This is a genomic window from Phenylobacterium sp. (genome assembly GCF_036502675.1).
Taxonomy (GTDB): Bacteria; Pseudomonadota; Alphaproteobacteria; order Caulobacterales; family Caulobacteraceae; genus Phenylobacterium.
In genome coordinates this window covers 1-11,920 of sequence record NZ_DASXYF010000116.1, presented here as the reverse complement: position 1 = coordinate 11,920, position 11,920 = coordinate 1, and the positions used below count along the sequence as shown (strand labels likewise).

The 11,920-nt window shown below is 70.7% G+C and carries 15 protein-coding genes; 12 read left to right on the top strand and 3 right to left on the bottom strand.

The window, feature by feature from the left end; translation table 11 throughout:
- Positions 1–56: 56 nt before the first annotated feature.
- The 3 genes from VGL30_RS15630 to VGL30_RS15620 are packed head-to-tail and all read left to right on the top strand — an operon-like array spanning position 57 to position 1,791.
- Positions 57–707 carry an HAD-IA family hydrolase gene (locus VGL30_RS15630; protein WP_331540941.1) on the top strand — a complete coding sequence of 217 codons (651 nt, stop codon included), beginning with the start codon at positions 57–59 and terminating at the stop codon, positions 705–707.
- Positions 704–1,012, top strand: a complete 309-nt coding sequence (locus tag VGL30_RS15625; RefSeq protein ID WP_331540940.1) for a 4a-hydroxytetrahydrobiopterin dehydratase — start codon at positions 704–706, stop codon at positions 1,010–1,012. The genes VGL30_RS15630 and VGL30_RS15625 overlap by 4 nt, the downstream gene beginning before the upstream one ends.
- On the top strand, positions 1,009–1,791 hold the full coding sequence (locus VGL30_RS15620) for an SDR family oxidoreductase (RefSeq protein ID WP_331540939.1): 783 nt from the start codon (positions 1,009–1,011) through the stop codon (positions 1,789–1,791). Before VGL30_RS15625 ends, VGL30_RS15620 begins: the two co-directional genes overlap by 4 nt.
- Positions 1,792–1,804: 13 nt before the next feature.
- Here VGL30_RS15620 and VGL30_RS15615 read toward each other — a convergent pair whose 3' ends face one another.
- The gene (locus tag VGL30_RS15615) at positions 1,805–2,218 is read right to left on the bottom strand and encodes a hypothetical protein (RefSeq protein WP_331540938.1); all 414 of its coding nucleotides are present in this window, start codon (positions 2,216–2,218) and stop codon (positions 1,805–1,807) included.
- A gap of 94 nt (positions 2,219–2,312) precedes the next feature.
- Here VGL30_RS15615 and pseB point away from each other — a divergent pair, with 94 nt between their 5' ends.
- The 4 genes from pseB (at position 2,313) to VGL30_RS15595 (ending at position 5,176) form a co-directional block, all read left to right on the top strand.
- Positions 2,313–3,338: a UDP-N-acetylglucosamine 4,6-dehydratase (inverting) gene (gene pseB / locus VGL30_RS15610; RefSeq protein ID WP_331540937.1), complete on the top strand. Its 1,026-nt coding sequence runs from the start codon at positions 2,313–2,315 to the stop codon at positions 3,336–3,338.
- A gap of 4 nt (positions 3,339–3,342) precedes the next feature.
- A complete protein-coding gene (pseC, locus tag VGL30_RS15605) occupies positions 3,343–4,491 on the top strand; it encodes a UDP-4-amino-4,6-dideoxy-N-acetyl-beta-L-altrosamine transaminase (RefSeq protein ID WP_331540936.1) in 1,149 nt (382 codons plus the stop codon).
- Positions 4,492–4,561: 70 nt separating this feature from the next.
- The gene (locus tag VGL30_RS15600; RefSeq protein WP_331540935.1) at positions 4,562–4,885 is read left to right on the top strand and encodes a heavy metal-binding domain-containing protein; all 324 of its coding nucleotides are present in this window, start codon (positions 4,562–4,564) and stop codon (positions 4,883–4,885) included.
- A 6-nt stretch (positions 4,886–4,891) separates the two neighbouring features.
- Positions 4,892–5,176, top strand: coding sequence for a hypothetical protein (locus VGL30_RS15595; RefSeq protein ID WP_331540934.1), 285 nt, complete (start codon positions 4,892–4,894; stop codon positions 5,174–5,176).
- A 730-nt stretch (positions 5,177–5,906) separates the two neighbouring features.
- On the opposite strand, the gene VGL30_RS15590 is transcribed toward VGL30_RS15595, so the two are convergent.
- Positions 5,907–7,628, bottom strand: coding sequence for a hypothetical protein (locus VGL30_RS15590; RefSeq protein WP_331540933.1), 1,722 nt, complete (start codon positions 7,626–7,628; stop codon positions 5,907–5,909).
- A gap of 143 nt (positions 7,629–7,771) precedes the next feature.
- Here VGL30_RS15590 and VGL30_RS15585 point away from each other — a divergent pair, with 143 nt between their 5' ends.
- The 5 genes from VGL30_RS15585 to VGL30_RS15565 are packed head-to-tail and all read left to right on the top strand — an operon-like array spanning position 7,772 to position 11,219.
- Positions 7,772–8,476, top strand: a complete 705-nt coding sequence (locus VGL30_RS15585; RefSeq protein ID WP_331540932.1) for a response regulator transcription factor — start codon at positions 7,772–7,774, stop codon at positions 8,474–8,476.
- The gene (locus VGL30_RS15580; protein WP_331540931.1) at positions 8,445–10,046 is read left to right on the top strand and encodes a stimulus-sensing domain-containing protein; all 1,602 of its coding nucleotides are present in this window, start codon (positions 8,445–8,447) and stop codon (positions 10,044–10,046) included. Before VGL30_RS15585 ends, VGL30_RS15580 begins: the two co-directional genes overlap by 32 nt.
- Positions 10,043–10,543: an HPr kinase/phosphorylase gene (locus VGL30_RS15575; RefSeq protein WP_331540930.1), complete on the top strand. Its 501-nt coding sequence runs from the start codon at positions 10,043–10,045 to the stop codon at positions 10,541–10,543. The genes VGL30_RS15580 and VGL30_RS15575 overlap by 4 nt, the downstream gene beginning before the upstream one ends.
- Positions 10,540–10,944, top strand: a complete 405-nt coding sequence (locus tag VGL30_RS15570) for a PTS sugar transporter subunit IIA (RefSeq protein ID WP_331540929.1) — start codon at positions 10,540–10,542, stop codon at positions 10,942–10,944. The genes VGL30_RS15575 and VGL30_RS15570 overlap by 4 nt, the downstream gene beginning before the upstream one ends.
- Positions 10,941–11,219: an HPr family phosphocarrier protein gene (locus VGL30_RS15565; RefSeq protein WP_331540928.1), complete on the top strand. Its 279-nt coding sequence runs from the start codon at positions 10,941–10,943 to the stop codon at positions 11,217–11,219. The genes VGL30_RS15570 and VGL30_RS15565 overlap by 4 nt, the downstream gene beginning before the upstream one ends.
- A gap of 22 nt (positions 11,220–11,241) precedes the next feature.
- On the opposite strand, the gene bioB is transcribed toward VGL30_RS15565, so the two are convergent.
- Positions 11,242–11,920: biotin synthase BioB (gene bioB, locus VGL30_RS15560; RefSeq protein ID WP_331540927.1), on the bottom strand; the 679-nt coding region annotated here is incomplete at its 5' end.

Here is an 11,920-nt window from a genome sequence, read left to right as displayed (position 1 = left end):
GCTTGCGCCCGGCGCGCCGTCTCACTAGCGTCGCGACCGCAGGCGCAGGAGCGGCGATGGCGGTCGAGGCGGTGATCTGGGACTTCGGCGGGGTGTTCACCACCTCGCCGTTCGAGGCGTTCAACCGCTACGAGGCCGCGCGCGGCCTGCCCCGCGACCTGATCCGCCAGATCAACGCCGCCGACCCCGACGCCAACGCCTGGGCGCTGTTCGAGCGCTCGGAGATCGACGCGGCGGGGTTCGACGACCGGTTCCTGGCGGAGTCGACGGCGCGGGGCTGGCCCACGCCGGGGCGGGAGATCCTGCCGCTGCTTTCCGGCGCGGTGCGCCCGCGGATGGTGGCGGCGCTGAAGGCCTGCAAAACCCGGTTCAAGGTCGGCTGCATCACCAACAACATGGTCTCGCACCACAGCCCGGGCGAGGCGGCGTGGGGGGCCGGCGGGGCGGGCGCGATCCTGCCGCTGTTCGACGCGGTGATCGAAAGCTCCAAGGCGGGCGTGCGCAAGCCCGACCCGGAGATCTACCGGATGATGTGCCGCCTGCTGGGGGTGGAGCCCGCGGCTTGCGTCTACCTCGACGACCTGGGGATCAACTGCAAGCCGGCCGCCCGGCTCGGGATGCGCGCCATCAAGGTGGTGGACGTGGACCAGACCCTGGCCGAGCTGGCGCAGGCCACCGGCCTGACTTTCGAGGAGCAACCCGCATGAGCCGTCCGTCCCGCATCGGCGCGCCCGCGGCGCTGGCCCGCCTGCCCAGGTGGAGCGCCCTGTCCGGCGAACGCGACGCCATCGTCCGCACCTTCCGGTTCAAGGACTTCAACGCCGCCTTCGGCTTCATGACCCGCGCGGCGCTGCTGGCCGACAAGCTCGACCACCATCCGGAATGGTTCAACGTCTACAACCGCGTGGAGGTGACGCTGGCCACCCACGACGCCGACGGGGTGACGGAGCTGGACGTGACGCTGGCCAGCTTCATGGACGAGGCCGCCCTGGCCGGCGGCGCGGAGGCTTGACCGTGGCCGGCCGGGTCGCAGGCAAGAAGGCCTTCATCAGCGGCGCCGCCCAGGGACTGGGCGCGGCCATGGCCCGCAAGCTGGCCTCCGAGGGCGCCAAGGTCAGCCTGGCGGACCTCAACCACGCCGGCGCCCAGGCCGTCGCCGCGGAGATCGACGCCGCCTTCGGCGCGGGGACGGCCTTCGCCTTTCCCCTGGACGTCACCAAGGAAGACCAGTGGATCTTCGCCCTCGAAGAGGCGGACGCGGCGATGGGCGGCGTCTCGGTGCTGATCCACAACGCCGGCATCTCCATCCCGGGCAGCATCGAGGAGATGCCGTTCGAGGACTGGAAACGGGTGATGGAGGTCAACGTCGACTCGGTGTTCCTGGGGACCAAGCACGCGCTGAAGTACATGCGCCAGAACCAGCCGGGCTCGATCGTCAACATCTCGTCGATCGCCGGCCTGATCGCGGCGCACAACATGCCGCCCTACAATGCGTCGAAGGCGGCGGTCTGGATGCTGTCCAAGGGGATCGCCCTGCACTGCGCGCGACAGGGGCTGGATATCCGCAGCAACTCCATCCACCCGACCTTCATCGACACCCCGATCCTCGACAAGTACCGTGAGCAGTTCGGGGACGAAGGCGCGAAGGCCAAGCTGGGACGCCAGGTGCCCCTGGGCCACATCGGCGAGCCGGACGACGTGGCCAACGCCGCCCTCTACCTGGCCTCGGACGAGAGCAAGTTCGTCACGGGGGCGGAACTGAAGGTGGACGGCGGCATCTCGGCGATGTGACGAGGCCGGGCTCTCAGCTGACCAGGATGGCGCCCAGCAGCAGGCGCGCGCCCCTGCGGCCCAGCACCCGGTCGGTCTCGCGCTGCAGTTCGCGCGCCAGGAAGTCGGCGTTGGGCGGGGTGAGCGGCGCCAGGCCCGCGGCGTAGGTCTGCACCACCTGGACATAGGCCGCCCGCAGGCGCGGCAGGCTGGCTTCGCAGAAGGCCCTGAGGCCGCCGTCGGGGATGTCGACGCCGGTCTCCACCGTCAGGACGCCGCGGCGTCCGCCGGCGGCGTTGGTGGTGGCGGTGAGCGCCTGGATCTGGATGTAGGAGGCCCCGCCGCCCTTCTTCTTCTCGGCCTTCTCGGCGGCGTGGGCCGCCGGGGGTGCGGCCAGGGCCAGGGCCAGAGCGGGGGCGAGAGCGGAAAGGATCGCACGTCTGCGCATCCGCGTACTTCTGACGCATCAGGGTTAGCGCTCTCTTTACGCGGCGCGTCCAAGAGTCGGGCGGACGTCCACTCCTCATCGGAGTCTGAAGCCCTTGGGCCTGTTCGCACCGACCTCCCTCGACCTCGACGGCAAGGTCATCCTCGTCACCGGCGGCACCGGCTCCTTCGGGCGGCGGTTCGTGGATACGGTGCTGAGCCGCGCCCGGCCGCGGAAGCTGATCGTCTATTCCCGCGACGAGCTGAAGCAGAGCGAGATGCAGATCGACCTGCAGGAGCGGTTCGAGCCGGGGACGCTGGCCTGCATGCGCTTCTTCCTGGGCGACGTGCGCGACCGGGAGCGGCTGACGCTGGCCCTGCGCGGGGTCGACATCGTGATCCACGCCGCGGCCCTGAAGCAGGTGCCGGCCGCCGAGTACAACCCCTCGGAATGTATCCATACCAACGTGCTGGGCGCCGAGAACGTGGTCTGGGCCTCGCTGACCAACCGGATCAGGCAGGTGGTGGCGCTGTCCACCGACAAGGCCTGCAACCCGATCAACCTCTATGGGGCGACCAAGCTCGCCTCCGACAAGACCTTCGTGGCGGCCAACAACCTGTCGGGCGACATCGGCACGCGGTTCTCGGTGGTGCGCTACGGCAACGTGGTCGGATCCCGGGGATCGGTCGCGCCGCTGTTCCAGCGGCTGGTGGCCAAGGGGGCGACCGAACTGCCGATCACCGACACCCGGATGACCCGGTTCTGGATCACCCTCAACCAGGGGGTCGACTTCGTGCTGTCGTCATTGGACGTCATGCGCGGCGGCGAGATCTTCGTACCGAAGATCCCCTCGATGCGGATGACCGACCTGGCCGCGGCCATGGCGCCGGAGGCCGCCATCAAGGTGGTCGGCATCCGGCCCGGCGAGAAGCTGCACGAGATGATGATCTCGGCCGACGACGCCCGCTCCACCGTCGACCTCGGCGACCGCTACGCCATCGAGCCGGCGTTCGTGGAGTACGCCCGCCGCTCGTTCGCCCCGGAGCACCCGAAGCCGCCGGAGGACTTCTCCTACGCCAGCGACACCAACACCGAATGGCTCACCGGGCCGGCCCTGCTGGCCATGCTGAAGGACGTCTAACCAAGTGCTGCCCTATGGCCGCCAGACCATCGAGGACGACGACGTCGCGGCGGTGGCGACGGCCCTGCGCGACGACTTCCTGACCACCGGCCCGCGGGTCGAGGCCTTCGAGACCGCCTTCGCGGCCAGGGTGGGGGCGCGCCAGGCGGTGGCCTGCGCCAACGGCACGGCGGCGCTGCACCTGGCCATGCTGGCCCTGGACGTGCAGCCGGGCGAGGTCTGCATCGCGCCTTCGATCACCTTCCTGGCCACCGCCAACTGCGCCCGCTACGTGGGCGCCGAGGTGGTGTTCGCCGACGTGGACCCCGACAGCGGCCTGATGACGCCGCGGACGCTGGCCGAGGCCATCGGGCGCGTGGGCGGGCGCAGGCTGCGGGCGGTGCTGCCGGTGCACCTGCGGGGCGACGTGGCCGACCTGCCGGGACTGCAGGCCCTGGCCCAGGCGGCGGGCGCCGTGCTGGTCGAGGACGCGCCGCACGCGCTGGGCGGCGCGATGCGGTTCGGCAAGAAGAACGAGCGCGTCGGCGACTGCGCCCATTCGGCCATGGCCACCTTCTCCTTCCACCCGGTGAAGACCATCGCCACCGGCGAGGGCGGCATGGTGGCGACCAACGACGACCAGCTGGCGGCGCGGCTCAGGACCCTGCGCAGCCACGGCATGGTGCGGCCGGAGGGATGCGAGCCCTGGTGGTACGAGATGCCGGAGCTGGGGTTCAACTATCGCCTGCCGGACATCCTCTGCGCGCTCGGCCTGTCGCAGCTCGGCAAGCTGGACCGCTTCGCCGCCCGCCGCCGGGCCCTGGCGGCGCGCTACCACGACCGGCTGGCCCCTTTGGCGCCGCTGGTGCGGCCGGCCGCGTCGCCGGGCTGGAGCGATCCCGTCCTGCACCTGATGGTGACGCTGATCGATTTCCAGGCGGCGGGGCGCGGCCGGCGCGAGGTGATGGAGACGTTGCGGGCCCAGGGGGTGGGAACCCAGGTCCACTACATCCCCGTGCACCGCCAGCCCTACTACCGGGCGCGCTACGGCGAGCTCGATCTGCCCGGGGCCGAGGCCTGGTACGCGCGCTGCCTGTCGCTGCCGCTCTATCCGGGGATGGCGGACACGGACGTGGACCGGGTGACGGCGGCGCTGGGGGACGCGCTGGGCTGAGGCCGGCCCGTTCACGAAACCACAATCCCGCGCGCCGATGCTGGCGGCGAACGGCAGAGGGGGACCCGCCATGCTCGTCGTCACCACCGAGAACATCCCCGGCCACCGCGTGCTGGAGGTGAAGGGCCAGTGCTTCGGCGTGGTGGTCCGCAGCCGCGGCCTGGGCGGCAACATCGCCGCCTCGCTGCGCTCGATCATCGGCGGCGAGATCAAGGAATACACCCAGATGCTGGAGCAGGCCCGCCGCCACGCCCTCGACCGGATGGTGGAGAACGCCGCGGTGATGGGCGCCAACGCCGTGGTGATGATGCGCTTCGATTCCTCCGAGATCGCCGAATACATGAGCGAGATCGTCGCCTACGGCACGGCGGTCTACGTCCAGCCGGCCGTATAGCCGGTGATGCGGCCCGCCCTGATCGTCGCGAGCCTCCTGCTACTGGCCTTGGCGATCGGCCTGTTCGCCTGCAGCGGGGCGTTTCCGGGCGGGATCATGCTGCTGGTCTGGGCCGTCGTCACCGTGGCCGGCGTGGTCTGCGAGCGGACCCGCTACAAGCCGCTGCTGGACTCAGGCCCGGGGCCGGACTGGCGGCCGACGTCGGAGAAGTTCATCGACCCGACCAGCGGGGCGACCGTGGTGGTCCACGTCCAGGCCTCGACCGGGCGGCGGGCTTACGTGCGGGCCTAGACCAGGATTCGCTCAAGTTGATCCACTGGAGCGGGTTGAAATTGGGTTGATCCGCCTCCGCTCGTCCCGGCGAAGGCCCATAGGCGGTAACTTAAGGGCGACGGCGCCTTTTTCCTCCCCCGTCCTCTTCGGGACGGGGGAGGAAAAGCTCCCGGCGAACCCTGCAGCTCAACTTACCGTCCATGGGCGACGGCCGGGACCCGGCTTCAGCCTGAGCCTCTCGGGGTTTTCACCTGGGCCCCGGCCGGAGTTTATCTTCGGGCCGGCCGCCGGCCGGACCCCGGGGGCCGGGGGCCGGGGCGAGCGGGTTTTGAGCCGGCGATTCCGCCTGAAATCATCATGCTCCTAGCGCCGCAACATACGCGACACCCCGCCCCTGGAGGGAGAAACACCCGATCCCATGCGTGCGACCCGGTCAGGCGTTCTTATTATGTTCTTTGCGGGCGGCGGCGGCTGAGCTAAGCTCCGCAGGCCCCCGCCCGTATGCCCCAGGGCTAATCGTGTCTCTGGAGTTGGGCGCAACCCTGCGCCGCCGCGGCAAGGTGTTTACCGGTCAACACCCCAGGTGTTTACCGGCTTGGACCCGGTAACACCTGGGAGAACAGACAAACCCTTGAACACACGATCATTCCAGCAAAACGTAGGGGTGTTGTTCGCCGCCCGAAAACCTGTTTACCGACGTAAGGGCCGGCGCGGGAATCACCCCTGGCGGGATCGAGGGCTTTGCGCCCTAAGCCGCCTTGGCCGCCGCGGCCAGCAGGTCGCGGACCTGGCCCATGCGTTCGGGGGCGGCCTGGGCGAGCTCGGCGCGGGTCTCGTCGAGGCGGACGAGCTTCAGCGCCTCGGCGCGGGCGCGGTCGGCGGCCGGGCCCAGCGGCGCGGCTTCCCCGGTGGCCAGGCGCAGCAGCAGCGTCAGGCGGTGCAGGACGGGACCGCCGGCCTTGGCGACGGCGGCGGTGAGGCGGGCGTCGGCCTCCACCAGCCCGCCCAGGTCGCCGAAGGTCTGCTGGATCGGCTGGTAGTCCTCGGGCACCAGGCCGCAGCGGGCGACGTCGCGCTGCAGCTGGGCCAGGGCGGCCAGGCGGGCGGCGGGGCTGTCCGGGCCGTAGCGCATCTCCTTTTCGAAGCGCAGCGCGGTGACCACGCCGACCAGCCAGCGGCCGGCCCGGCGCTTGTTGGCCCCGCCGATGACGTTCTCCACCAGCCAGATCAGCGCCTCGGCCTCCTGGCGGGCGGAGCGGTCCCGGCCCAGGAAGGCCTCGACGAAGTCGCTGGTGATCAGGGTGTTGGAGCGGGCGGCGAAGGCCGCCTGCACGTCGTCGAGCGGCACCAGCCGGCCCGAGGCGGCGGTGAGCGCCATGGCCAGGCCGCGCAGGACGTCGATCTCGCCCTCGGCGCTGCCCGGGCGCAGGCGGCGCGGACCATTCAGCTCGCGCACCACGCGCCGGGCGATCGCCCCGCGCACGGCTTCGAAGTCGTCGGCGGCCAGCCAGTCGGCCAGGCGCTGGGCGGCAGGCTGCAGCACCGGCATCACCTTGGCCACCGAGGCGTTGGTGGCGATCAGGGGGTCGACCACGTCGGCCGCCGCCAGCCGGGTCATGGCCGCCAGGCTGCCGCCCAGGTCGAGGTCGACGCCACTGCCCAGGATCTCGTCGAGGCCGGCGCGGGAGCCCAGGATCTCGGCCAGGGGCTGTTCGATCACCGCCAGCGCCATGGCGCGGGGCGGACCGGCGACGGGCGCGGCGTCGGCCAGGTCGAGCAGGCGGGTGACCTTCTCGGTCCAGCCGGTTCCCTGCGCCAGGCAGGCGGCGACGCCCGCGCCCAGCAGGTAGGCGCGTTCCGGCTCGCGGGCCAGCCGTTCGGCGGCCGCGGCGAAGCCTTCCTTGTCGAGGTCGGGCAGCACTCCCTTGCGGTGGTCCTTGAGCAACCGTTCGATGGCCCGCTCGACCAGGCTCTGGAAGCTGCGGATCAGCTCGTGGACCGAGACGCCGCGGTCCTGGGACTCGGGGATGGCGATCTTCTGCAGGGCGTGCTGCAGGTCGGTGCCGGAGCTTTCCAGCTTTTCCACCAGGTCGGGGCGGTGCAGCAGCTCGAAGGGGGTGGCGCGGTTGCGCTCCAGCCAGTTGTCGAGCAGCCGGCCGATCCGCTCGCGGGCGTGGACGGTGTAGAGATCCTGCGGCATGACGCAGAGCGGCTCCAGGTCCTCGCGCACCTTCTTCTTGGGCGCCTGGCCGGCGTCGCCGAGGTTGAGGATGGTGACCGTGCGGAACTCGCGGGTCTCGGGGTCGAGGGTTTCCTTGGTGACCTTGACGGCCAGCGCCTTGCCCTCGGCCATGCGGGCCTCGCCGGCGGCCACGGCCGCGGCGCGGTCCTCGGTGGCCAGCTCCAGCGTCCAGTCCGCGCCCGCGCGCTTGCGGACGAACAACTCGAAATGCACCTGCGCGCCGTCCATGCGGTTCCCCTGTGGCGCAACGAAAGATGGGCGAACAAGCTTAAGAGGCTGTTGACCTCACAGGCGTGCGGGAAGCGCGCCCCATTGAGGCCACGCCGCCGGCGGAGTAAAGCCGACGCTTCGCAAGGAGATGCGACAATCAGATGGCCAAAATCACCCTGGTCGACGACGACGAGAACATCGTCACCTCCGTCGGCCTCGCCCTGGAAAGCCACGGGCATACCGTGAAGGCTTACTACGACGGGGCCACCGGCCTGGCCGCCCTGGAGAGCGACCCGCCGGACCTCGCGATCCTCGACGTCAAGATGCCCCGCATGGACGGGATGGAGGTGCTGCGCCGGCTGCGGCGCACCACCGACCTGCCGGTGATCATCCTGACCTCGAAGGACGAGGAGATCGACGAGATCCTCGGCTTCAACCTGGGCGCCGACGACTATATCCACAAGCCGTTCAGCCAGCGGCTGCTGATCGAGCGGGTCAAGGCGCTGCTGCGCCGGGTCGGCGCCGACGGGGAGGAACCGCCGCCGCCGGCCAACGAGGCCTCGCGGGCGATCAAGCGCGGCAAGCTGACCCTGGACCCGGCCCGTCACGACTGCCTGTGGGACAGCAAGCCGGTGAAGCTGACGGTCACGGAGTTCCTGCTGCTGCAGTCGCTCGCCCAGCGCCCGGGCTTCGTGAAGAGCCGCGACAACCTGATGGACGCCGCCTACGAGGATCAGGTCTACGTCGACGACCGGACGATCGACAGCCACATCAAGCGCATGCGCAAGAAATTCCGCGACGTCGACAACAGCTTCGACGCGATCGAAACCCTCTATGGCGTCGGATACCGATACCGAGAGACCTGACCGCAGGCGGCGGTCATCGTGGTTCCAATGGCTCCCGGGTTCGCGGCTCGGGCGGCTGATCATCGCCTTGAACCTGCTGGGGCTGGCGATCCTGGTCGTGGGCTCTCTGGTGCTGAACGAGTACCGCCGGGGGCTGATCATCGCCCGGCAGGACAGCCTGACCACCCAGGGCGAGCTGATCGCCAACATCATCGACCGGGCCGCCACGGTCGGCGAGCCGGTGCCGTCCATGGATCCGCAATACGCCAGCGAGATCCTGCAGATGCTGTCGAACCCGCGCTCCCAGCGGGCGCGGCTGTTCGACGCCCATGGCGCCATGGTGGCGGACTCCTACATGGTCGGCGACCGGGTGGAGTGGAAGGTGCTGCCTGCCGCCCACCCGCCGCCGGACGGGAACGGCTTCAGCCTGGACCTGCCGGGCTCCAGGCCGGCGCCGCCGCCGGAGAAGGCCGAGCAGTCGTCGCTGGCCGCCGAGGTGGCGCGGGCGCTGAAGGGCGAGCACCAGGCGGGCCTGAGGGTCGGCGACGACGGCCAGCAGGTGGTCTCGGTGTCGATCCCGATCCAGCACGTGCAGGCGGTGCTGGGCGTGCTGACCCTGGAGGCCAGCGACGTGGACGAGATCATCGGCCGCGAGCGCCGGGCGCTGATCCCGTTCATCCTGATCGCCGTCGGCGTGAACCTGGTGTCCTCCTTCCTGCTGAACAGGCTGATCGCCCGGCCGGTGCGGCGCCTGGCGCGGGCGGCGGACAGCGTGCGCCTGTCGCGGGCCCGGGCGATCTCGCTGCCCGACATCGCCCAGCGCGACGACGAGCTGGGGGATCTGACCCGCTCGCTGGAGGACATGACCCACGTGCTTTCCGAGCGGATGGACGCCATCGAAAGCTTCGCCGCCGACGTGGCGCATGAGATCCGCAACCCGCTCACCTCCCTGCGCTCGGCGGTGGAGACCCTGGACCTGGTGAAGGACCCGGCGGCGCGGGACCGGCTGCTGCGCATCCTGCAGCAGGACGTGCAACGACTGGACCGGCTGGTCACCGACATCTCCAACGCCTCGCGCCTGGACGCCGAGCTGTCGCGGGACTCGCCGCGCAACATGGACCTGGCGCACCTGCTGGCCGAGGTGGCGCACCTTTACCAGGCCATCGCCAAGCCGCAGGACATCCCGGTGCGCTACACGCCGCCACAGTCGCTGGAGCCGATCCGGGTGTCGGGGCGCGAAGGGCCGCTGGGGCAGGTGTTCCGCAACCTGGTCGACAACGCCCGCTCGTTCAGCCCGCGGGGCGGTGAGGTGCGGGTCTCGCTGGTCCAGGCGCGCGGCCAGGCGGTGGCGACGGTGGAGGACGACGGGCCGGGCATCCCGCCGGAGAACCTGGAGACGGTGTTCCAGCGGTTCTACACCTCCAGGCCGAAGGGGGCGGCGTTTGGCGGCAACTCCGGCCTCGGCCTCTCCATCGCCCGGCAGATCACCGAGGCGCACGGCGGGGTGATCCGGGCGGAGAACCGGCTGAACCCGGACGGGAGCGTGGCCGGGGCCCGCTTCGTGATCAGCCTGCCGGTCGCCAAGCCATGATCGTGCATGCGGGCCTCATCGCGCTGCGGATGGGCGGCGCCTGGCGGGGCGTGCTGATCGAGGGGCCGTCCGGGGCCGGCAAGACGGACCTGGCCCTGCGCTGCCTGGCGGATGGATTCCGCATGGTGGCCGACGACCGGACGCTGATCTGGCTCTCCGGCGGACGGGTGTTCGGCCGGGCGCCCGACGCGCTGGCCGGCCGGGTGGAGGTGCGCGGGCTGGACGTGGTGGAGGAGCCGGCTGCGCCCTTCGCCGAGGTGGCGCTGGTCGCCCGCTGCGAGCCGGCGGAGCGGATCCCGGAGCCGCAGTTCGAGGAGCGCCTGGGAATGGCGCTGCCCCTGCTTCGCGTGGCCCCCCTTGAAGCTTCGGCGCCGCAGAAGTTGCGTCGCGCACTGCACCATCTTGGACGCCGCCCGCAACAAGCGTATCAAACGGGCTCAGCGGCCCGCTTCTTGCCGTCCTGGGGTAGAAAAGTCCCATTGAGAGAGTCGGAATGATCGGCCTCGTGATCGTGACGCACGGGCGGCTGGCGGAGGAATTCGTCTTCGCCATGGAGCACGTGGTCGGACCGCAGACGGCGGTGGAGGCGATCTGCATCGGCGCCGAGGACGACATGGAGCGTCGGCGCCGCGACATCCTCGACGCCTGCGCGCGGGTGGATTCCGGGACTGGGGTGATCCTGCTCACCGACATGTTCGGGGGTACGCCGTCGAACCTGGCGATCTCGGTGATGGAGCAGACCAAGGCCGAGGTGATCGCCGGCCTGAACCTGCCGATGCTGATCAAGCTGGCGAGCGTGCGCACCCGCCAGGGCCTGGAGGACTGCGTCGCCTGCGCCCAGGAGGCGGGACGCAAATACATCTCCGTGGCCTCCTACGTGCTGGCCGGCGAGAAGTGAGCGAGAGTCTCGTCCGCACGGTCGAGATCGTCAACGAGCGCGGCCTGCACGCCCGCGCCTCGGCCAAGTTCGTCAAGCTGGCCTCGGGGTTCGACGCCGAGGTGCGGGTCTCCAAGGACGGCCAGACGGTGGACGCCCGCTCGATCATGGGCCTGATGATGCTGGCCGCGGGACCGGGCTGCTGTATCGACATCGAGGCCGACGGCGAGCAGGCGTCGGAGGCGCTGGACGCGCTGGCGGCCCTGGTGGCGGCGCGGTTCGACGAGGAGCGGTAGGCCGGGAACGGCGGGGCGGCGTTCAGCCCATCGTCATCGGGCGCATGCCGAGGTCGGCCAGCAGGGCGGCGTCGGTGTTCTTGTCCGGGTTGGACGTGGTCAGCAGCTGGGCGCCGATGAAGATCGAGTTGGCGCCGGCGAGGAAGGCCAGGGCCTGCAGCTCGCGGCTCATGTGCTCCCGCCCGGCGGAGAGACGGACCACCGACCTGGGGCAGACCAGGCGGGCGACGGCGATGGTGCGGACGAACTCCAGCCCGTCCACCGGCTCGGCTCCGGCCAGCGGCGTGCCCGGCACCGGCATCAGGTCGTTGATCGGCAGGCTGTCCGGATGCGCCGGCAGGGTGGCCAGCGTATGCAAGAGGCCCGCGCGGTCGCGCCGCGTCTCGCCCATGCCGACGATGCCGCCGCAACAGGTGTTGAGCCCCGCCGCGCGCACATGCTCCAGGGTGTCGAGGCGATCCTGGTAGGTGCGGGTGGTGATGACCCGCCCATAGTCCTCCGGCGCGGTGTCCAGGTTGTGATTGTAGTAGTCCAATCCCGCCGCCCGCAGCGCCGTGGCCTGGTGCGGCTCGAGCATGCCGAGCGTGGCGCAGGTCTCCAGGCCTAGCGCCTTCACGCCGGAGATCATGGCTTCCAGCTTGGGAAGGTCGCGGTCCTTCAGGTCGCGCCAGGCCGCGCCCATGCAGAAGCGTTGCGCCCCG